A 19,783-nucleotide genomic window follows, 5' to 3' on the forward strand; every position below is an offset into this window, starting at 1 on the left:
CATGGCCTATTCAGCAGAACTCGACATCCGCGTCACCGATACCTCGTTGCGCGACGGATCGCACCACAAGCGCCACCAGTTCACCGCCACCGAGGTACGGGACATCGTCGCCGCCCTGGACGGCGCGGGTGTGCCGGTCATCGAGGTCACCCACGGCGACGGCCTCGGCGGCTCGTCGTTCAACTACGGCTTCTCCAAAACCCCTGAGCAGGAACTGGTCAAGATCGCGGCGGAGACGGCGAAGCAGGCCAAGATCGCGGTCCTGATGCTGCCCGGTGTCGGTGTCAAGGAAGACATCAAGATCTCCCAGGACAATGGCGCGTCCATCTGCCGCATCGCCACCCACTGCACCGAAGCCGATGTCTCCATCCAGCACTTCGGCCTGGCCCGCGAACTCGGGCTGGAAACCGTTGGCTTCCTGATGATGTCGCACAGTCAACCGCCGGAGGTGCTGGCCAAACAGGCCCGCATCATGGCCGATGCGGGCTGCCAGTGCGTCTACGTGGTCGATTCCGCCGGAGCCCTTGTGCTCGAGCAGGTCACCGATCGTGTCGCCGCCCTGGTCGCCGAACTCGGTGCCGATGCCCAGGTCGGGTTCCACGGTCACGAGAACCTGGATCTCGCGGTCGCCAACTCCATCTACGCCATTCGCGCGGGCGCTACCCAAATCGACGGTAGTGCCCGGCGTTTCGGTGCGGGCGCGGGCAATACGCCGGTCGAAGCGCTGGTCGGCGTGTGCGACAAACTCGACATCAAGACGGGCATCGACTTCTTCGCGATCGCCGACGCCGCCGAAGATGTCGTCCGTCCGGCCATGCCGCAGGAATGCCTGCTGGACCGCTCGTCCCTGATGATGGGTTACGCGGGCGTCTACTCCAGTTTCCTCAAGCACGCCGAGCGGCAGGCCGAACGTTACGGCGTTTCCGCCGCCGAAATGCTGGTTCGCGCTGGCAAGCGCAAGCTCGTCGGCGGCCAGGAAGACCAGCTCATCGACATTGCCCTCGAGCTCGAGCGGGAGCAGTCGGCAGTCTCCGCCTGATCAGCGAAAAAGCCGGGCCGCGAACGGAGTACTGTTCGCGGCCCGTTCTCGTGGCTGCTCACCGACGGCTCGGAATGCCTTCGCTGCTGCCGAAGCTCGCCTCTTCCGGACTGACGAGTCCCAGCAGGGACAGTGGGCGCGGGGTGACCGAGTTGGTCAGATAGCCCAGCGAGATCGCCCAGCGGTTGACCGGCCGGGGCACGGCGACGGTGTGGTACGCGCGCGTCACCGCCTTGGCGGGGAAGCCGGACAGGTTGACGCCCAACGGGTTCGCCACCGCGAAGTGCGGTCCCAGATCGACGACCAGACCCATATCGCGGTGTTTGTACGGTGCGGCAACGCCGATGCCGAGACTGGCGGCGACATTCCTGGCGAGCGCCTTGCCCTGCCGGGACGCGTGCTGCGCCGTCGGCGGGGTGATCTTGCCGGGTTTGGTGAGGTCGGGCACCGCCGCCGCATCACCGCCCGCGAAGACGTCTGGGTGACCGGGTACGCCGAGCTTCGCGTCGACCACCAAGCGTCCCCGTTCCATCGGCAGGTCGAGCGTTTCGAGCATTGGTGCACCGGTTACTCCGGTCACCCAGGCGCAGGTGTAGGTCGGGACGACGGTGCCGTCGGTGAGCACCGCCTGGCTGTCCGTCAGTTCCTTCAGCGAGGTTTTCAGCCGGATGTCGATGTCGCGTTCGCGTAGCACGCTCAGGACCTTGTCGCTCAGCCGATCACCCACCTCCGGCATCACCCGTTCGGCCATGTCGAGCAGCACGAAGCGAATCTCGGCCGGGTCGAAGCCGCGCCGGGCCGCGTAGGTGTCGGCCAGCGCCCGCAATTGCGCGATGAGCTCGGTCCCCGCATAGGACGCGCCGACCACAACGACGGTCCGCCGGGCCCGGCGCACCTCCGGGTCGTCCTCGAAGTCGGCCAGCTCCAGCTGCCGCAGCAACTGTTCGCGCAGGTACAGCGCTTCCGCCACCGTCTTCAGGCCGTGCGCGTGCTCGGCCACACCGGGCACGTCGAACAGCCGCGTCACCGACCCCGGCGTCAGAACCAGCCGATCCCAAGACAATTCCCGCTCCGGCTGATGCTCACTACTCACGGTGATCGTCTTCTTCCCCAGATCGACCGCTTCCGCCTTACCGATCACCAGCCGAACCCGCGGCAGCGCATCGGCCAGCGAAATCGCCACAAACCGCGGATCGATCAATCCACCGGCCACATCCGGCAACAACGGCGTATACAACATGTAGTCATTGGGCGTAACCAGCAAGACCTCGGTAGCCCGCCCCGTCCGCCCCAAAATCCGGCACAACCTCTTGGCGCAAGCGAACCCGGCAAACCCGCTACCAACAATCACCACCCGTTCCCGACCAGCCCCGTTGTCCTCAACCACGGCCACCTCCTCAGAATCGCCCCCAACTCGCCATTCCCCCATCCCCCCATCCGAAACGGGGCAGGTACTGAGCGGGACATCACCGAGCCGATACTGGTGTTTCGACGCATCGTGCGCCCGTTCGGCGGCTACAGCCAGGTGTCGAGGGTGGTGGTGGTGAGGAAGTGTTCGAGGTCGGCGCGCCAGGGGGCGGGGGTGGTTTTGTCGGGTTCTATGGCGGTGTATTGGCCTCGGTAGAAGAGGAGGGGGCGGCCGGAGGTGGTGGATTCGGTGAGGGCTTGGACTCGGCCGATGACTATGTAATGGTCGCCGCCGTCTACGACGCTTTCCACCGTGCATTCGATGGTGGCGAGGGCGTCGTCGAGGACGGGGAGGGCGAGGGGGGAGGTGTGCCAGGGGGCGCCGGCGAATTTGTCGGGTTCGCGGGAGCCGAAGCGGGCGCACAGGTCGCGTTGCTCTTCGGCGAGGACATTGACGCAGAAGCGGCCGGATTGTTCGATGGCCGCCCAGGAGCGGGAAGTTTTAGTGGGGCAGAACAGGATCAGGGGCGGGTCGAGGGAGAGGGCGGCGAAGGATTGGCAGGCGAAACCGATCGGCGCCTCGGCATCATCGAAGGTGGTGATGACGGTAATGCCGGTGCAGAACTGACCGAGCACATTGCGGAATTGCCTGCCATCGATGGCGGATTGGGTCATCGTTTCGCTCGCCCTCTCAGTCACTGCTGGCGCTGCCCGACCGTGAAGTCGTGGCCCCACAGACTCACGGCGGTGGATTCGCGGGCAATCCAGTCATTGTCGTCGACTTCGAGTCCCTCGCAGCCGAATTCGACGTCGAAGCCGCCCGGCGTCTTCATGTAGAAGGAGAGCATCTTGTCGTTGACGTGCCTGCCGAGGGTCGCCGACATGCGCACCTTCTTGCGCAGCGCGCGATCGAGGCAAAGCCCGACATCATCGGCTTCCTCGACCTCGAGCATCAGGTGCACGATGCCGCTCGGTGTCGGCATCGGCAGGAAGGCGAGCGAGTGGTGCCGCGGGTTGCAGCCGAAGAAGCGCAGCCAAGCGGGTTCACCGTCGGCGGGACGCCCGACCATCTGCGGTGGCAGTCGCATCGAGTCGCGCAGCCGGAAGCCGAGTACGTCGCGATAGAACTCCAGCGCGGCCTTGTCGTCCTTGGTGCTGAGCACCACGTGCCCGAGCCCCTGCTCCTCGGTGACGAACCGGTGACCGTACGGGCTCACCACTCGCCGATGTTCCAGCGCCGCACCGTGAAACGCCTCGAGGGTGTTGCCGGAGGGATCATCGAACCGGATCAGCTCGTGCACCCGCCGATCGGCCAGTTCCGCGGCGGTACCCTCCTTGTAGGGCACGCCCGCCGCCTCCAGTCGACTCCGGATGTCTTGCAGCTCTGCGGCATTGGCGGTTTCCCAGCCCGAGATCTGCAGCCGGTCCTGTTCACCGGGCACGATCACCAGCCGAGCCGGGAATTCGTCCATCCGCAGGTACAGCGCGTCCGGATTCCCGCCCTTGCCTTCGACCATGCCGAGCACTTTGAGCCCATACTCGCGCCAGGCGGCCATATCGGTCGCCTCGATGCGCAGATAAGCGAGTGATCGAATCCCCATCACTTCTCCTTGGTACCGGCGAGGAAATCAATTGCCAGCCGGTTGAATTCGTGGAACTTCTCCAACTGTGCCCAGTGCCCGCAGCCGCCGAACACGTGCAGCTGCACCCGTGGGATCGACTTGGTCGCGACGAGTGCCCCGTCGAGCGGGTTGACCCGATCCTCACGTCCCCAGATCAACAGCACCGGCTGACGCAGCGTGTAGACGTCCCGCCAGAGCATGCCCTTCTCGAAATCCGCACCGGCGAAGGACTTTCCCATCGCCCTGGCCGCGGCGAGCGATTCCGGCGTGCTGGCCGAGGCGAACCGTTCGTCGATCAGCTCGTCGGTGATCAGTGACTGATCGAAGACCATGATCCGCAGGAACGCTTCCAGGTTTTCCCTGGTCGGCTCGTAGCTGAACTTGGCGAGCAGCTTCACGCCTTCGGTGGGATCGGGCGAGAACAGGTTGGTGCTCAGCCCACCCGGGCCCATCAGCACCAGCTTGCCTGCCCGATCGGGGTAGTCCAGTGCGAACCGGACGGCGGTGCCGCCGCCGAGGGAATTGCCGAGCAGATGTACCCGCGAGGTGATCTGCAGGTGATCGAGCAGATCCTTCAGCGCCGAAGCGCTGTGCACGAAGTACTGCGGATGCTCGGTCGGCTTGTCCGAGCGACCGTACCCGGGCTGATCCACGGCGAGCACATGAAAATTCTGCGCCAGCACCGGGATGTTGCGGGCGAAGTTCGACCAAGACGACGCGCCGGGCCCGCCGCCGTGCAGCAGCACGATCGTCGGCCCGTTGCCTTCGCCCGCTTCGTGGTAGTGCAGCCGCAGGTCCGGCCGCACCTGCGCGTAGCGAGAGGTCGACTCGGCGGTCAGTTCCACGGTAGAGGTCACGACTCCACCTCGCTGTCGCTCGGCTCCGCCGTGCCCTCTGGGCGGCTGTGATTTCGGTTCACTCGCTGACGCTCGTTCACAGCAAGCTCCTACACCATGCCGTCGGTGACGGGCAGCCCGAACTCGTGCGTGCCGTACATGAGGTAGGCCCGCTCGGGATCGTTGGCGGCGTGCACCCGGCCCGCGTGCGCGTCACGCCAGAAGCGTTGCAGCGGAGTGCCGTTCGCCAACGCCGTAGCACCCGAACTCTCGAAGAGCTTGTCGATGGCGGCAATCGAACGACCGGTGGCCCGCACCTGGTCGCGCCGGGCCCGTACCCGCAGGTCGAACGGGACATCCTTACCCGCGACCAGTAATGCGTACTCGTCGGCGACATTGCCGGACAGCTGCCGCCAGGCCGCGTCGATATCGCTGGACGCCTCCGCGATCCGCACCTTGGCGAACGGATCGTCCTTCGCCTTCTCGCCCGCGTACGCCGCGCGCACCCGCTTGCCCTGATGTTCGACATGCGCCTCGTACGCGCCGTAGGCCATGCCGACGATGGGGGCCGAGATGGTCGTGGGATGAACGGTGCCCCAAGGCATCTTGTACACCGGGTCGGTGTTCTGTTCCAGGCCGGGCGATTTCATCTCGCTCATCGCGCGGAAACTCAGGAACCGGTGCGATGGAACGAAAATGTCCTTCACCACAACGGTATTGGATCCGGTGCCACGCAGGCCGACCACGTTCCAGACGTCGTCGATGCGGTAGTCGTCGCGCGGGATGAGGAAGCTGCCGAAGTCGACCGGCTTGCCGTCCTTGATCACCGGCCCGCCGAGCACCGCCCAGGTGGCATGGTCACAGCCGGACGACCAGGCCCACGCGCCGTTGACGAGGTATCCACCGTCGACGGCGAGGCCCGCGCCCATCGGCGCGTAGGACGAGGAGATCCGCACCTCGGTGTCCTCGCCCCAGACGTCTTCCTGCGCCTGCTGCGAGTACAGCGCCAGATGCCAATTGTGTACGCCGACAATGCCTGCCACCCAGCCGGTGGACCCGCACGCGCTCGCGATCTTGCGCACCGTGTCGTAGAAGACCACCGGGTCGGCCGCGTGACCGCCCCACTGCTTGGGCTGCAGCAGCCGGAAGAAACCGGTCTCCTGCAACGCCTTCATGGATTCGTCGGGGATACGCCGCAGGTCCTCGGCCTCCTGCGCGCGCTCGCGCAGCGTCGGCAACAGCGCGTCGACCCGTTCGGTCACTTCTTGCGTCATCTCGGGACCTGCTCCTGCCTGGTCGATTGATAACCGGTACTCATTGCCTCTGAGACTAGAACAGGTTCCTATTTCTGTCGAGAACCGGTGCCGAACCCGGGTCATTGACGGACATGTGCAGGAAGTGACCGGAATCGCTGGCATGGAACGCGACATTTTTGTAACGTGTTCTAGTACAGAAGGAGGAGGATTCGCGATGGCAGTTACCCCACAGGGGAGCGGTGCGAAGGTCCGGGAGCTAGATGTCGGTACCGTGCCCACCCGGTATGCGAGGGGATGGCATTGCCTCGGTCTGGCCAAGTCGTTCCGCGACGGCAAGCCACACGCCGTCAATGTGTTCGGCACCAAGCTCGTCATCTGGGCCGACAGCGCCGGCGCGCTGCGCGTGCTCGACGCCTACTGCAGGCACATGGGTGGCGATCTGAGCATGGGCGAGGTCAAGGGTGACGACATCGCCTGCCCGTTCCACGACTGGCGCTGGTCCGGCGTGAACGGCAAGTGCACCGCGATTCCTTATGGGCGGCGGGTGCCGCCGCTGGCGCGTACCAGGAAATGGACCACGCTCGAGCGCAATGGCCAGCTGTTCGTCTGGCACGACGTCGAGGGCAGCCAGCCGCCGCCCGAGGTGACCATCCCGCACATCGAGGGTCCCTACACCGACGCGGACGGCAATCCGACCGAAGAACTCGACAGCGGCTGGACCGAATGGGTCTGGAATTCGATGCTGATCGAGGGCGCCAACTGCCGCGAGATCATCGACAACGTGGTCGACATGGCGCACTTCTTCTACATCCACTTCGCCTTCCCCACCTACTTCAAGAACGTCTTCGAGGGCCACATCGCCACTCAGTTCCTGGAGACCAAGGGCAGGCCGGACATCGGGATGGCGTCCAAATACGGCGGCGACACCCTGCTGAAGTCGGAGGCGTCCTACTTCGGGCCGTCCTACATGATCAATCCACTGATCAATATCTACAGCGGTTACGAGGTCAAGAGCGTCCTGATCAACTGCCACTACCCGGTGACCCAGGATTCGTTCGTCCTGCAGTGGGGCATCACGCTGGAGAAGCCGAAGGGCGTCGAGGGCGAGATGGCGGACAAGCTGGCCGCGAAGATGTCCGAGGGCATCAGCGTCGGCTTCCTGCAGGACGTCGAGATCTGGAAGCACAAGTCCAAGGTGGAGAATCCACTGCTCTGTGAGGAAGACGGCCCGGTCTACCAGCTGCGTCGCTGGTACGACCAGTTCTATGTGGACGCGGCCGACGTCACCGAGAAGATGACCCAGCGCTTCGAGTTCGAGGTGGACACCACCAAGGCCAACGAGGCATGGGAAGCCGAGGTCGCGGAGAACCTCCGGCGCAAGCGGGAATCCGACGAGGCCAAGGAAGCGGAAGCGGAGGCCGGAGTCTGATGGTCACCTGGGCTAAAGCACCCGACTTCGCCGACCAGCCGGCGCGGCAGGCCGAAGTGCGCGCCCAGACGGTGGTCGACAAGCAGCGCTATCTGGAGCACGGCCTGACACCGCTGCGGTGTCAGGCCTGCCAGAGTCAGGTGCTGGTGCGCAAGAGCAGTTCCCACCAGACCTCGGTGCAGTGGACCGAACCGCCGCAAACGCACTGCCCCGTCTTCGCCGAACTCAGCAGGAACGGTGGTGGCCCCGGCCGCCCGGACTCCTGTCCGCAGCTGGAGAAGACCATCAAATGGGCGGTGGACGAGGGCGTCCTCGAAGTCCCGGAGTAATGGTCAATACATCGGGGAGTGTGCGGGTCAGTTCATTTCAAAGTCGGCGAAGTCGAAGCCGGGGGAGACCAGGCAGCTCACCAGGACGTACTCGTCGCCCGCTGGCCGTGCGGCCTGGCGGACTCCACCGGGCACGACGGCTTGTAGCAGCTGACCGCCTTCGACGTCGGGGCCGAGGACGATCTCCTCGCCGCCGATGTTCAGCAGCAGCGGACCGCCGCGATGCCAGAGCCACAGTTCATCGGAGCGGACCGTATGGGGCGCGGACTGCTCACCGGGCAGCAGCAGGAAGTGGATCGCGGTTGCGCTGGACCGTGCGCCGTCATAGCCGTCCGGGGTGAATTCTACGGCGCTGCGCCAGGTTTCGCGGAACCAGCCACCCTCCGGATGTGGGGCCAGGTCGAGGGCGGCGGCGAGCGCGGGTCGGGTCTCGGTCATCACTCGACTATGCCTGATTCGTAGCGAAAAGGCGCCGGTGCGGCGCCTTTCGCACGGCCCGATCAGAGTTCTTCGATGCGCCAGGTGATGTCGAAGGGCGCGAGCGCGTCGAGGAAGTCGGCCGCGTCGAATGCCTCGGCCGCGGCCAGCGCCCCCGGCTTCGGAGTGCCGTCCATCAGTCGTGCGGCGGCCTCGACCGCCATCAGTGCCGAATCACGGTAGGAGTGCACACCACTCACCACGCCGCGGACCGTCCGGCCGTCCGCCCCGAACGCGTCGACGACCAGGTCGTAGCGCAGATCCGCACTGGGTGCGTCCGGCAGCGAGTCGATGATCTCCTCGGTGAAACCGCTCAGCGTGTCGAGAATCGAGGTGGCCAGCACCCCCTCGACGTAGGAGACGTTCGAATGACGGGGGATCGTGAGCACCGGCGGCTGCGGGAATTTCGCGACCGAGGTCGATTCGGTATCACCGGGAAAGGTCATCGAGGAGTGCTTAGCCGTTGCGCCGGTGTGGAATTCGCCGTCCGCATAGTTCCAGCCTCCGCTGCGGAACCAGTCGAGGCTGGCGAACACCGTCTTCGCGCTGCCCTTGGAGCCGTTGCCGCTGCTCTTGCTCAGATGACTGAGCACCACCTCGGCCGGCCCGGCCACTCGCCGGGTGGTCAGATAACCGAGCAGGTCGCCGGGCAGATTGCTGTCGGTGACACCGGAGACCAGGGTCACCCCGGCGGCCTCGGCACGCGGGCCGAATTCGTCGAACACCCGCTTCAGGAACAGCTGCTCGCCGGACATGTCGGTGTAGTGCGCCCCGGCGTCGATCGCCGCCGCCAGCACCGCGGGACCGTGTTCCACGTACGCGGGCAGGCTGCTGATCACCACATCCGCGCCGGTGAACGCGGCCACCAGCGCGTCGTGGTCGCCGAGCTCGGCCACCCGGATCGCGGCGTCGGGCAGGTCGGCGGCCACCGCCGCGGCGCGGATGCGTTCCGCGTTGCGGCCCACCAGAATCGGCGTGAAGCCACGTCGGCGCAGTTCGGTGAGGGCGTAGCCGCCGGTGATGCCGGTGGCGCCGTAGATGGCGATGGTCTTGCTGGATTCGGTAGTGCTCGTCGATGTCATGACTAAAAATCTATGGCTGTTCGATGAGTAAACCAATGGTCGTATTGCTCGTCGGTATGTCTCAAACGCTCAACATCAAGCGCTATGGTGAACGGGTGGACATTCTCAGCGAGACCATCGCAGCCATCCGCACGGGCAGCCCGACTTCCGGGATGTTCATCCGGCACGCGCCGTGGGGTCGCCGCTACCCCGTGGTGCCGGGTGCCGGGTTCCACGTGGTGTTGCAGGGTTCCTGCTGGCTGGTGCCGCCGGGCGGCACCCCGATGGCCCTCGGTGTCGGCGATGTCGTGTTCATGCCGCGTGGGGCCGATCACGACCTCCTCGACAGCCTCCACACGCCGGTCACCGAGCTGGCGCAGCCGGGCGAACCGAGGGAAGTCACCGGCCCCGGCGTGCGCGCGGCATTGCTCTGTGGCGCTTACGAACTCGGCAGGCAGCGCAGCCACCCGCTGCTCGACGAGCTGCCGGAATTCATTCATCTTCCGGCCCGTCCCGGCAGGCACCCGGCACTGCGCGGCGCCGTCGACCTGCTCGCCGCGGAAATCGCCGAACCCCGTCCCGGCAGCGACGCCGCCGTTCCCGCCCTGCTGGAAACGCTGCTGCTCTTCGTCCTGCGCGCCTGGCTGGACGAACAGGCCACCGATCGATCCACCGGCTGGGCAGGCGCTTTCGCCGATCCGGCGGTGGCCGCCGCGCTGCGGGCCGTGCACGAGGAACCCGCGCGCACCTGGACCGTCCCCGATCTCAGCGAGGTCGCCGGCGTCTCCAGGGCCACCCTCGCACGCCGCTTCACGGCCACCGTCGGCGAACCGCCGCTGGCCTACGTCACCCGCTGGCGCATGCTCACCGCGGCCCGGCTGCTCCGCGAAACCGACAGCCCCCTCGGTGCGGTGGCCCGAAAGGTCGGCTATACCTCCGAATTCGCGTTCGCCAAAGCCTTCAAGCGCGAATACGGTCTTGCCCCAGGCCAATACCGGCGCGCCGAAGACAAGCCGCCACTCGTCGCGGTCTGAGGCCGGCTGCTGCCGGTCGGCACGGTAGAAACACAGATGTGGAAACGGTGGATGCGGACGCGCTGCTCGGGGCACACGGAGAACTGCTCGGCCGCCTGTTGCCCGGCGATGCGCCAACAGAGCTCACGGTGTGTGAAGGACAGTTCCACTATGTGGTGATCGGTTCGGAGCGAGTCGTCCGCCTGGCGCGCACCGATGCGGCGGCGGCGCGCCTGCCGTCTCGGGTGGCGGTGCTGCGTGTGCTGTCCGGGCTCGATCTCGGTGTGCGGGTCCCTGAGCCGCTGGCGGTGGCGGGGCCTGACGACGTGGTTCCTTATGTGGTGCTGACCCGGGTTCCGGGTGCGCCCTTGGTGGAAGGCACGGTCAGCGGTCCCGAGGTCGCGGAAGTTGTTGCTCGGCAATGCCATGCGTTGTTGTCCAGGCTGTTCGCGGCAGGGGGCGACCAAGCGATACGCGAATCGATCCCGCCCGCCCCTGCCGATCGATGGCGTCAGTTCGCCGACGGTGTCCGTGCCGAGCTGTATCCACTCATGCATGCCAGCGGGCGGACCCGCGCCGAGCGCGAATTGACGGCGCTCGAAGCTCTCCCGCAGCTGAGCAGCGCGGTTGTCCACGGCGATCTCGGCGGTGCAAACCTGTTGTGGGACAACGTCGATGGATTACCCGCCTTGCGCGGCGTCGTCGACTGGGACGATGTCTGTCTCGGTGACCCGGCCGAGGACTTCGCTGCCGTCGGCGCTTACGGCCCAGAGGTACTGCGCAGGGTGCTGGCGCACACCGACGGCCCAACTGGCGACCTCGTCGCCCGAATAGCTGCTATCCAAGGCACTTTCGCCCTCCAGCAGGCCCTCGCCGCCTACCGCGACGGCGACGACGAAGAGCTCGCGGACGGCTTGACCGGCTACCGCTGAACCACTCAGCTGAACGGACTGTGCGGACGTTCCTGAAGTTCGCCGTCGACGTAGGTGTCGACCTTCTCGTTGTAGAAGCAGACCAGCCCGGCGATCTTCTGGCTCTCCGGCAGCGGCGTGCGGTAGCCCCACACATAGTCCCGGTATTCGTTGTCGCCCACGCGGACGGCCCAATAGTCGGCGGTGCCCTTGTAGGGACAGCTGGTGTGGGTGTCGGACGGCTGCAGCAGCTCCATCCGAACGTCGGTCATCGGGAGGTAATACCTTGCGGGCAGCCCGGTTTCGAAGAGAATGTGCGGAGAGTGCGAGTCCGCGACGGTGACACCGTCGATCTCCACCCGCACGTGCCGGGAGCTGGCGAGGATGTCGACCCGGGAGTAGGGGTCGCGAGGGTGGACATAGACCGGCTCGTCCTCTTCGAACCACTCGTCCATCTTGTTCCATTCGAGCCGCACCAGCTCGTTCAGCTCGGTCAGCGGTGAATCGTGGTAGCGCAGTGCGGCAGCGGCGGCCGTGGCGCCATCGACGACCACGTCGTATTCCGTCGCATCACCGCGACTGGGGGAGTGGCGGGTGTTGCCGGTCGGCTCGAGTTTCGCGTGCAGATCCGCGGCGGGTATGTAGTACGTCGGATAGTGCGGGCTCTCCCACACCAGCACCGGCCGTGCCGTATCGGCCACCACGCGGCCACCGAGAAATACCCGTACTCGCTTCTGGCTGGCCTCGACCTTTACCCGCCCGCGCTGCGCATCGCCCATACCACTCGACGGTACTCCCGCCATCGGCTCAGTCGCCCACGGTGATCGCTGTCGCTTCGTCGATGCTGTGCGGCGCGGGATCGTGGTCGTCGATGTGCGCGAGCGCCGTGCGACCGGTCAGCAGGACGAGTACCGCGGCCGCGGTGCAGGCGGCGCCGACCCAGAACGGCAGCGCGATGCTGTGCTCACCGAGCTTGCCCGCGAGGTACGGCGCGGCCGCGCCACCGGCGAAGCGGACGAAGCTGTAGGCCGCCGAAGCGGTCGACCGTTCGACCGGCGCGGAGATCATCACGGCCTCGGTGATCAGGGTGTTGTTCACCCCGAGGAACAGCCCGGCCAGCACGGTACCGATGATCAGCACCGGCTTGTGCTCGGCGAACGCCGCCATCACCGCGAGGTCCGCGGCGAACAGCGCCAGCGACAACCCCATCATCGGCAGCGAACCGAACCGGCGCTGCAATCGCGGCGCCAGGAACACCGACGCGAGCGCGAGCAGCACGCCCCAGCCGCAGAAGATGAAGCCGATCGCGTAGGTGCCCATGTCCAGCGGGAACGGGGTGTAGGCGAGCAGCGTGAAGAAACCGAAGTTGTACAGCAGCGCGGTGAGGCTGACGGTCAGCAGCCCACGATGGCGCAGCGCGAGGAACGGGGCGGCGATCGAGGTGTGGTGCGTCGGCTTCGGCCCCTCGGGCAGCAGCACGACGATGCTGACCAACGCGACAGCCATCAATACCGAGACACCGAAAAATGGTCCACGCCAGCTGATTCCGCCGAGCACGCCGCCGAGCAGCGGGCCGGTGGCGATGCCGATGCCCAGCGCGGCCTCGTAGAGGATGATCGCGCGGGCGACACCGCCGCTGGCCGCGCCGACGATGGTGGCCAACGCGGTGGCGATGAACAGGGCGTTGCCGAGACCCCAGCCCGCCCGGAATCCGACGATCTGAGTGACGGTGTCCGACAACCCCGCCAATGCCGCGAACACGATGATGATGGCCAGGCCGGCCAGCAATGTCTTCTTGGCGCCGAACCGGCTGGACACCACGCCGGTGATCAGCATGGCGACGCCGGTGACGAGCATGTAGCTGGTGAAGAGCAGCGAAACCTGCGAAGGCGAGGCGTTCAGCTGTTCACCGATGGGTTTCAGAATCGGATCTACCAGCCCGATGCCCATGAAGGCGATGACGCTGGCAAACGCGACGGCCCACACGGCTTTCGGTTGCCGGGTCGTCTCGCTGGTGTCCGCGCCCGCGGCGCGTTGCGGAGCCGTAGTGCTCATCGATGTTCCCTCGATATCGGATTGTGCTGTCGGGTAGCCGTTTTCAGGGCCTCCAGCAGTTCGTTCAAATCGGTGTCCAGGCGCGCGAGGCGCGCGATGTCGAAGCCGTCCAGCCGCGTGGTGAGCGCGGCGGCGAAGGCCTGACGCGCCTGAGTGAGCCGGGTGCGTCCGGCCGGGGTGAGTTCGACGACGACGGCCCGGGAATCCGCCGAGTCCTTGCGTCGGGTCGCGAAACCGTCCGCGACCAACCTGCCGATCAGCGTCGTTGCCGCCGGCTGGGAACAACGGTCGATCCTGGCGAATTCACTGACCCGCACGGCGCCGTGTTCGTCGAGCACCGCCAGTGCCCGCAACACCGCACGCGGCAAATCGTCGCCGCTGATCACCCCGGCCAGCCGAGTGAGCCTGCCCGCGGTGACGAGTAGATCGACGACGATGTCATCCGCTGTGTTCACCGGGACCTGCTGCACTCAGATATTATTACATAAGCTAACTATCTATATCTCGTGAACTCGATCACGGAACGCCAAAGCCCCGGTACGCAGGGCATACCGGGGCTTTGAACCGGTGTTCAGGCGTTGAGCGGCACCGGGCGGCATGGTGTGCCGAAGAGGTGCGCGGTGCCGTGGGCGCGTTTGAAGAACAGGTGGGCGTCGTGCTCCCAGGTGATGGCGATGCCGCCGTGCAGCTGGACGGTTTCGGCCACGATCGTGGTCAGTGCGTCCGAGCAGTGCAGGCGGGCGACCCAGACGTCTTCGGCGGTGGTGGGGCTGTTCTCGGCTACCGCGACGGTGGCGGCGGCCGAGGCGGACTTGGCCGATTCCAGCAGCACGTACATGTCGGCCATGCGGTGCTTCAGGGCCTGGAAGCTGCCGATCGGGCGGCCGAACTGGACTCGGGACTTGGTGTATTCAACGGTCATCTCCAGGCACCGCTCGGCGGCACCGACCTGTTCGGCGGCGACTGCGGCCCAGGCGATTTCGCGCAGCCGCGTGATCGCGGAAGCGTGATCGCCGGTGCCGAGACGGCGGGCAACGGCAGCCGTACAGGTGATCCGGGTGAGTTTGCGCGTGGGATCCATGGTCCGCACGACGTGCCGGGCAACTCCGGTCGCGGTGGGGTCGACCTCGAAGAAACCGGTCGGGGTAACCACGATCAGTGTGTCGGCATTGTGGCCGTCGAGAACGTAATGGGCTGTGCCGGTAAGTGTTCCGCTCGACTCGTGCACACCCGGTGCTTCCCAGCCGCTTTCGCTCGCCCAGCACACCGCGAGCGTGCGAGTGCCCGCCGCGACCTCGGGGAGTATCCGGGCGCACGCTTCCGGATCGGCGGACAGCAGCACGGCCTGTGCACCGAGAACAGCGGACCCGAGCATGGGAACACCGGCCAGGGTCCGGCCGAGTTCACCGACCACCACGAGGGATTCGACCAGACTCGCGCCGAAGCCGCCGTACTCCTCGGGAATGGCCAGCGCCGCCACGCCGATCTGCTCGCACAGCAGCCGCCACAGCGCCGGGTCGTAACCGAGGTCGGTGTCCATTGCCGCGCGCACCGAGGCGGACCCGGCGTGCTTGGTGAGCAGTGCGCGAACCGAGGCGGTGAACTCCTGATGTTCGGTACTCGTCATGCCGTCCCCCGCAATTGGCGGGCAAGCACCGCTTCGTCGCGGAGCGCGCGGGCGATCCGCGAGCGGTGCAGATCCGTTGTGCCCCAAGCAGAACGGAGCGCGGTCACCTTGCTCAACCACAGCGACAAATCGTATTCGGCGGTATAGCCGATCGCGCCGTGCACCTGGAGAGCGGCCCTGGCCGCCCGGTAAGCGGCATCGCCACAGGCGATCACGGCGGCCGACACATCCCGGCTGCGCGTCGGTTCATCCATGGTGAGCGCGGCGCGGAAGAGCAGCGGTTCGGCCAGATCCAGCGCGATCAGCACATCGGCGAGCTTCTGCTTGACGGCTTGGAACTCACCGATCGGCTTGCCGAACTGCTTGCGCTGCTTGGCATATCCGGTGGTGGCGTCGAGCAGCGCGCGTCCCGCGCCGAGTACTTGCGCCGCACCGGCCAGTGCGCCGGTGTCGAACGCGACAGCGATGGCGTCCAGTACCTCGTCGCCCTCGGCAATCGGCTCGTCGGCCGTGACCGCGAACAGTCGGCGAGCCGGATCGATCGACCGCACCAGTCCGGCCCGCTGTCCGGTGTACAGCTGCGCGCCGTCCGCGAGCAGCACCACTTCGGCCGAATCGGCGTCCAACGCCACGCTGTGCTGATCCGGTGACGCGAAAGCGATGGTGCCCATCGCGGCACCTTCGGCGAAGCCCGGCAGCCAGCGCGCGGCCAGGCGCTTGTCCGGCAGTGCTTGCAGTAGCGCGGGTATCGCGGCCGCGGTCTCCACCAGCGGGCCCGGCGCGGCGGCCCGGCCCAGCTCGACGAACGCCACCACCAGATCGATCGGCTCCGCACCGACCCCGCCGTGCTCTTCCTCGATGGCCAGACCGAGCACGCCCGCACCCGCCAGTTGGCGGATCAGGGCGCGCCCCGGACGGGGATCGCCGGTCGCCCAGCTGCGCACCGCGCCGGGGGTGCGGCCCGCGTCCAGCAGCTTGCGCACGCTGGTGCCGAAGTCGAGTTGTTCCGGACTGAGCGCGAATCTCATCGGCTGCTCCCTCTGTGCTTACCCACCCCGCCGGCTTCGCCGGCTGCCGACCCCCTAGGTAGTCCGAGCAGCCGCTCGGCGATGATATTGCGCTGAATCTCGTTGGTGCCCGCGTAGATCGGGCCGGACAGCGAGAACAGATAGCCGTCGGTCCACGGCCCGGACCGCTCGGCGGCCGCGCCGAGCACCTCCAGTGCCGTCTCGTGCATCGCGATATCGAGCTCGGACCAGAACACCTTGGTGATCGAGGATTCCACGCCCAGCTTGCCGCCCTCGTTGAGCCGGGTCACCGTGCCGAAGGTGTGCAGCCGGTACGCCTCGCTGCCGATCCACGCGTCCACCACGGCATCGCGCTGCGCGGTGTTGGTCCGGTCGCCGGTGTCGAGCCAGAGGTCGATCAGCCGCTGTGCCGTGGCGCTGAACCGGCCGGGGCTGCGCAGCGACAGGCCGCGTTCGTTGCTCGACGTGCTCATCGCCACCCGCCAGCCCTCTCCGGGCGCGCCGATCACATCGCGATCGGGCACGAACACCTCGTCGAGGAAGATCTCGGCGAAGCCGGGCTCGCCGTCCAACTGCGGAATCGGGCGCACCGAAACGCCATCCGCGGTCAGTGGGAACATCAGATAGGTCAGTCCCTTGTGCCGCTCGGCTTCCGGATCGCTGCGGAACAGCCCGAAGGCCCAGTCCGCGTAGGCCGCTCGCGAACTCCAGGTCTTCTGCCCGCTCAGCAACCAGCCGCCGTTGGTACGCCGGGCCGTCGACCGGATGCCCGCGAGGTCGCTTCCTGCCTCCGGTTCCGACCAGGCCTGCGCCCAGATGTCGTCGCCGCGCGCCATCCGCGGCATGATCCGGTCCAGCTGCTCGGCGGTGCCGTGCTCGAAAAGCGTTGGCGCCAGCAGGAAGATGCCGTTCTGGCTCACCCGTCCCGGTGCGCCCGCCGCATAGTATTCCTGTTCGAACAGCACCCATTCCAGCAGCGAGGCGTCGCGGCCGCCGTACTCCTCGGGCCAGGCGACCACCGAGAGGCGGGCGTCGGCGAGGGTGTGCTCCCAGGCTCGATGTGCCTCGAATCCGGCCGTGGTGTCCATCGAGGGCAGCGGTTGCGCGGGCTTGTTGGCGGCCAGGAATTCGCGGACTTCGGCTTGGAATTCCCGCGTCGCCTGATCGATATCGAGATCCACCTAGGTCGCCCCGTTCTGCGTAGCCTCGCCGGTCGCCTGTGCCTTCATCGTCTTGGCGTTCATGCCGCCCAGTGAGTCGGCGCCGACCTCGGCATTGTGTGCGTGCGCGAAGTGGTGCAGGCCGAACACCGAGTCCATCCCGCTGCGCATGCCCATCAGGTCTTCGGCCTGGTTCACCGCCTTTTTGGTCAGCGCGAGGCCGAATTGCGGCATGGTGGCGATCTTTTCGGCCAATGCCAGCGTCTCTGCCTCTAGCTCCGCGCGCGGCACGACCCGGTTGACCATGCCCCACTCCTTGGCCTGCGCCGCACCGAACCGGTCCCCGGTGAACAGGAACTCCTTCGCCGCGCGCGGCCCCATCATCCAGGGGTGCGCGAAGTACTCGACGCCCGGAATGCCCATGCGCACAACGGGATCCGAGAAAAACGCGTCGTCGGCGGCGATGATCAGATCGCACACCCAGGCCAGCATGAGCCCACCTGCGATGCAGGCGCCCTGCACCATGGCGATGGTCGGCTTGGGGATTTCCCGCCAGCGGCGGCACATGCCGAGATAGACCTCGAGCTCACGAGCGAAGCGCTGGTCGCCACCGACCTTGTCGACGTGGTCCCACCACAGCGCGGCCTTGTTCGGATAGTGGATGTGATGATCGCGGCCCGGGGTGCCGATATCGTGCCCGGCGCTGAAGTGTTTGCCGTTGCCCGCCAGCACGATCACGCCGACCTCGGGGTCCTCGACGGCCCGCTCGAAGGCGGCGTCCAGTGCGTAGGTCATCACCGAGTTCTGCGCGTTGCGGTAGTCCGGCCGGTTCAGCGTGACGATCGCCGTGCGGCCACGCACCTCGTACGTGACGACGTCACCCTCGTCCGGGATCGGTTCCGACATTACGAAATCTCCTCACGTAGTTGACGCTTGAGCACTTTCCCGGCGGCGCTGTAGGGCAACTGGTCGCGGAACTCGATGAACCGCGGCACCTTGAAGTTGGCCAGCACGGTGGTGGCATGGGCGAGCACTTGGTCCTCGGTGAGCGTCGCGCCCGGCTTGCGGACCACGAATGCCTTGCCCACCTCGCCCATTCGGGTATCCGGCACGCCGATCACGGCGGACTCGGCGACACCGTCCAACCGGGCCAGGGCCTGCTCGACCTCGGCCGGGTACACGTTGAAGCCGCCGGAGATGTACATGTCCTTGAGCCGGTCGGTGATCTTCAGGTACCCACGCTCGTCCACCGTGCCGACATCGCCGGTGTGCAGCCAGCCGTCGGAATCGATGGCCGCCGCGGTGCTTTCGGGATCGTCGAGATAGCCGAGCATCACGTTCGGCCCGCGCAGCAGCACCTCGCCGTTGTCCGCCAGCCGCAGTTCGAAGTCGGCGATCGGACGGCCGCAGGTGCCCGCGATGGTCTCGGCGTCGTCATCGGCACGGCACATGGTGCCGAAACCGGCCGCCTCGGAGAGGCCGTAACCGGTGATGACGACATCGAATTCGAGTTCCGACCGCATCCGCTCGACCAGCACCACCGGCACAGTCGCCGCTCCGGTCACCGCGACCCGCAGCGTGCTGAGGTCGAACTTGTCGCGGTCCGGGTAGTCGAGAATCGTCTGGTAGATCGTCGGCGGCCCGGGCAGCACGGTGATCTTTTCCGCGCTCACCAGCCGCATGGTGGCCGGTACGTCGAACACCGCCTGCGGAATGATCGTCGCCCCGGTGACCAGGCAGGCGAGGATGCCCGCCTTATAGCCGAAGTTGTGGAAGAACGGGCTCACCACCAGATAGCGGTCGTCGCCGTTCAGCGTGGTGCACTCCGCCCAAGCCCGGACGACCGAGAGCGCCTGCCGGTGGGCCACCAGCGTGCCCTTGCTGCGCCCGGTGGTACCGGACGTGAACAGGATGTCGGAAACGTCTTCCGGGCTGACGGCCGCCGCGCGCTCTTCCGCCTCGGCGAGCGTGGCCTTCTCGGCGACTCCGGCGAGCTCGGACCAGTTGAACGCGGTCGCGTCGCCGGTCGTGGTGTCCGGCTCGACCGGGATGACGACCACCGTCTCGATGTCGAGTGCCGGTGCGGCCGCGCGCAATTCGGCGAGCCGGTCGCGGCCGAGGAAGGTTCCGGCGATGAACAGTGCCCGCGCGTCGACCCTGCCGAGCACGTCGGCGGCCTCGTCGGCGACATAGCGGGTGTTCAACGGCACCAACGCCGCACCGACATAGTGCGCGGCGAGCGCCGCGACCACCCAGTGGTGGGTGTTCGGCGCCCACATCGCGACTCGATCGCCCGCTTGCACGCCGCGGGCGATCAGCGCCCGCGCCACCTCCTGCACCGCCGCCAGCAGTTGCGTCCAGTCCAGCCGGACCGCGCCGTCGGCGAGGGCGGGGGCGGCGCCGAAGGTGCGCGCGGCGTGCTGCAGTGCCAGCGGTGTCGTCTGTGCAGGGGTTGTCACGGTTGTCCTTACCGTCTGTGGCGGGCACTTATGCAAGCGCCCTACAAAGCAAGTGCTTGGTAGGTTATCCTACC

General features: G+C 66.8%; 20 protein-coding genes. 5 read left to right on the top strand and 15 right to left on the bottom strand.

Annotation, left to right across the window (positions count from 1 at the left end; translation table 11 throughout):
• The first annotated feature begins 1 nt into the window (after position 1).
• Positions 2-1,039: a 4-hydroxy-2-oxovalerate aldolase gene (gene dmpG / locus KV110_RS03010; protein WP_218473156.1), complete on the top strand. Its 1,038-nt coding sequence runs from the start codon at positions 2-4 to the stop codon at positions 1,037-1,039.
• 58 nt (positions 1,040-1,097) lie between these two features.
• Here the strand turns inward: dmpG and KV110_RS03015 are convergent, their stop codons facing one another.
• From KV110_RS03015 to hsaA, 5 genes are all read right to left on the bottom strand, one after another.
• Positions 1,098-2,390: an NAD(P)/FAD-dependent oxidoreductase gene (locus KV110_RS03015; protein WP_246634673.1), complete on the bottom strand. Its 1,293-nt coding sequence runs from the start codon at positions 2,388-2,390 to the stop codon at positions 1,098-1,100.
• Positions 2,391-2,554: 164 nt separating this feature from the next.
• On the bottom strand, positions 2,555-3,121 hold the full coding sequence (gene hsaB, locus KV110_RS03020) for a 3-hydroxy-9,10-secoandrosta-1,3,5(10)-triene-9,17-dione monooxygenase reductase subunit (RefSeq protein ID WP_218473160.1): 567 nt from the start codon (positions 3,119-3,121) through the stop codon (positions 2,555-2,557).
• 20 nt (positions 3,122-3,141) lie between these two features.
• Positions 3,142-4,047 carry an iron-dependent extradiol dioxygenase HsaC gene (hsaC, locus tag KV110_RS03025; protein ID WP_218473162.1) on the bottom strand — a complete coding sequence of 302 codons (906 nt, stop codon included), beginning with the start codon at positions 4,045-4,047 and terminating at the stop codon, positions 3,142-3,144.
• Positions 4,047-4,925, bottom strand: a complete 879-nt coding sequence (gene hsaD / locus KV110_RS03030) for a 4,5:9,10-diseco-3-hydroxy-5,9,17-trioxoandrosta-1(10),2-diene-4-oate hydrolase (RefSeq protein ID WP_218473164.1) — start codon at positions 4,923-4,925, stop codon at positions 4,047-4,049. Before hsaD ends, hsaC begins: the two co-directional genes overlap by 1 nt.
• 89 nt (positions 4,926-5,014) lie before the next feature.
• Entirely contained in the window at positions 5,015-6,178 is a 1,164-nt protein-coding gene (gene hsaA / locus KV110_RS03035) for a 3-hydroxy-9,10-secoandrosta-1,3,5(10)-triene-9,17-dione monooxygenase oxygenase subunit (protein WP_218473172.1), read from the bottom strand.
• Between the two features lie 196 nt (positions 6,179-6,374).
• Here hsaA and KV110_RS03040 point away from each other — a divergent pair, with 196 nt between their 5' ends.
• Entirely contained in the window at positions 6,375-7,589 is a 1,215-nt protein-coding gene (locus KV110_RS03040) for a 3-ketosteroid-9-alpha-monooxygenase, oxygenase component (protein WP_218473174.1), read from the top strand.
• On the top strand, positions 7,589-7,918 hold the full coding sequence (locus KV110_RS03045; RefSeq protein ID WP_218473176.1) for a hypothetical protein: 330 nt from the start codon (positions 7,589-7,591) through the stop codon (positions 7,916-7,918). Before KV110_RS03040 ends, KV110_RS03045 begins: the two co-directional genes overlap by 1 nt.
• Before the next feature lie 27 nt (positions 7,919-7,945).
• Here KV110_RS03045 and KV110_RS03050 read toward each other — a convergent pair whose 3' ends face one another.
• Positions 7,946-8,356, bottom strand: a complete 411-nt coding sequence (locus KV110_RS03050; RefSeq protein ID WP_218473178.1) for a cupin domain-containing protein — start codon at positions 8,354-8,356, stop codon at positions 7,946-7,948.
• Between the two features lie 62 nt (positions 8,357-8,418).
• Entirely contained in the window at positions 8,419-9,477 is a 1,059-nt protein-coding gene (locus tag KV110_RS03055) for a saccharopine dehydrogenase NADP-binding domain-containing protein (RefSeq protein ID WP_218473180.1), read from the bottom strand.
• Positions 9,478-9,572: 95 nt separating this feature from the next.
• Between KV110_RS03055 and KV110_RS03060 the strand changes: the two genes are divergently transcribed.
• Both KV110_RS03060 and KV110_RS03065 read left to right on the top strand, forming a co-directional pair.
• Positions 9,573-10,490 carry an AraC family transcriptional regulator gene (locus KV110_RS03060; RefSeq protein ID WP_218473186.1) on the top strand — a complete coding sequence of 306 codons (918 nt, stop codon included), beginning with the start codon at positions 9,573-9,575 and terminating at the stop codon, positions 10,488-10,490.
• A 62-nt stretch (positions 10,491-10,552) separates the two neighbouring features.
• Complete coding sequence (locus tag KV110_RS03065; RefSeq protein WP_393538170.1) at positions 10,553-11,401, top strand: aminoglycoside phosphotransferase family protein; 849 nt, start codon at positions 10,553-10,555, stop codon at positions 11,399-11,401.
• Positions 11,402-11,406: 5 nt separating this feature from the next.
• Here KV110_RS03065 and KV110_RS03070 read toward each other — a convergent pair whose 3' ends face one another.
• The 8 genes from KV110_RS03070 to KV110_RS03105 all read right to left on the bottom strand — a co-directional run bounded on the left by KV110_RS03070 (position 11,407) and on the right by KV110_RS03105 (position 19,709).
• Positions 11,407-12,159 carry a DUF427 domain-containing protein gene (locus KV110_RS03070; protein ID WP_218473196.1) on the bottom strand — a complete coding sequence of 251 codons (753 nt, stop codon included), beginning with the start codon at positions 12,157-12,159 and terminating at the stop codon, positions 11,407-11,409.
• 28 nt (positions 12,160-12,187) lie between these two features.
• Positions 12,188-13,435, bottom strand: a complete 1,248-nt coding sequence (locus tag KV110_RS03075; RefSeq protein ID WP_218473198.1) for an MFS transporter — start codon at positions 13,433-13,435, stop codon at positions 12,188-12,190.
• A complete protein-coding gene (locus KV110_RS03080; protein ID WP_246634330.1) occupies positions 13,432-13,890 on the bottom strand; it encodes a MarR family winged helix-turn-helix transcriptional regulator in 459 nt (152 codons plus the stop codon). Before KV110_RS03080 ends, KV110_RS03075 begins: the two co-directional genes overlap by 4 nt.
• Positions 13,891-14,006: 116 nt before the next feature.
• Positions 14,007-15,062, bottom strand: coding sequence for an acyl-CoA dehydrogenase family protein (locus tag KV110_RS03085; protein WP_218473201.1), 1,056 nt, complete (start codon positions 15,060-15,062; stop codon positions 14,007-14,009).
• Positions 15,059-16,090, bottom strand: coding sequence for an acyl-CoA dehydrogenase family protein (locus KV110_RS03090; RefSeq protein WP_218473202.1), 1,032 nt, complete (start codon positions 16,088-16,090; stop codon positions 15,059-15,061). Before KV110_RS03090 ends, KV110_RS03085 begins: the two co-directional genes overlap by 4 nt.
• Entirely contained in the window at positions 16,087-17,271 is a 1,185-nt protein-coding gene (locus tag KV110_RS03095; RefSeq protein WP_218473204.1) for an acyl-CoA dehydrogenase family protein, read from the bottom strand. The genes KV110_RS03090 and KV110_RS03095 overlap by 4 nt, the downstream gene beginning before the upstream one ends.
• Complete coding sequence (locus KV110_RS03100; protein ID WP_218473205.1) at positions 17,272-18,156, bottom strand: enoyl-CoA hydratase; 885 nt, start codon at positions 18,154-18,156, stop codon at positions 17,272-17,274. It lies immediately after the preceding gene.
• Positions 18,156-19,709 carry a FadD3 family acyl-CoA ligase gene (locus KV110_RS03105; RefSeq protein WP_218473207.1) on the bottom strand — a complete coding sequence of 518 codons (1,554 nt, stop codon included), beginning with the start codon at positions 19,707-19,709 and terminating at the stop codon, positions 18,156-18,158. The genes KV110_RS03100 and KV110_RS03105 overlap by 1 nt, the downstream gene beginning before the upstream one ends.
• Positions 19,710-19,783 lie beyond the last annotated feature (74 nt).

Origin of the sequence: Nocardia iowensis (assembly GCF_019222765.1) — a bacterium.
GTDB lineage: Bacteria > Actinomycetota > Actinomycetes > Mycobacteriales > Mycobacteriaceae > Nocardia > Nocardia iowensis.

Bases quoted from the DNA above. Each gene is read 5' to 3' on its own strand.
- hsaA (WP_218473172.1), bottom strand. From the start codon at position 6,178: ATGACGCAAGAAGTGACCGAACGGGTCGACGCGCTGTTGCCGACGCTG.
- KV110_RS03075 (WP_218473198.1), bottom strand. From the start codon at position 13,435: ATGAGCACTACGGCTCCGCAACGCGCCGCGGGCGCGGACACCAGCGAG.
- KV110_RS03085 (WP_218473201.1), bottom strand. From the start codon at position 15,062: ATGACGAGTACCGAACATCAGGAGTTCACCGCCTCGGTTCGCGCACTG.
- hsaB (WP_218473160.1), bottom strand. From the start codon at position 3,121: ATGACCCAATCCGCCATCGATGGCAGGCAATTCCGCAATGTGCTCGGT.
- dmpG (WP_218473156.1), top strand. From the start codon at position 2: ATGGCCTATTCAGCAGAACTCGACATCCGCGTCACCGATACCTCGTTG.
- hsaC (WP_218473162.1), bottom strand. From the start codon at position 4,047: ATGGGGATTCGATCACTCGCTTATCTGCGCATCGAGGCGACCGATATG.
- KV110_RS03070 (WP_218473196.1), bottom strand. From the start codon at position 12,159: ATGGGCGATGCGCAGCGCGGGCGGGTAAAGGTCGAGGCCAGCCAGAAG.
- KV110_RS03055 (WP_218473180.1), bottom strand. From the start codon at position 9,477: ATGACATCGACGAGCACTACCGAATCCAGCAAGACCATCGCCATCTAC.
- KV110_RS03050 (WP_218473178.1), bottom strand. From the start codon at position 8,356: ATGACCGAGACCCGACCCGCGCTCGCCGCCGCCCTCGACCTGGCCCCA.
- KV110_RS03045 (WP_218473176.1), top strand. From the start codon at position 7,589: ATGGTCACCTGGGCTAAAGCACCCGACTTCGCCGACCAGCCGGCGCGG.
- KV110_RS03100 (WP_218473205.1), bottom strand. From the start codon at position 18,156: ATGTCGGAACCGATCCCGGACGAGGGTGACGTCGTCACGTACGAGGTG.
- KV110_RS03090 (WP_218473202.1), bottom strand. From the start codon at position 16,090: ATGAGATTCGCGCTCAGTCCGGAACAACTCGACTTCGGCACCAGCGTG.
- KV110_RS03040 (WP_218473174.1), top strand. From the start codon at position 6,375: ATGGCAGTTACCCCACAGGGGAGCGGTGCGAAGGTCCGGGAGCTAGAT.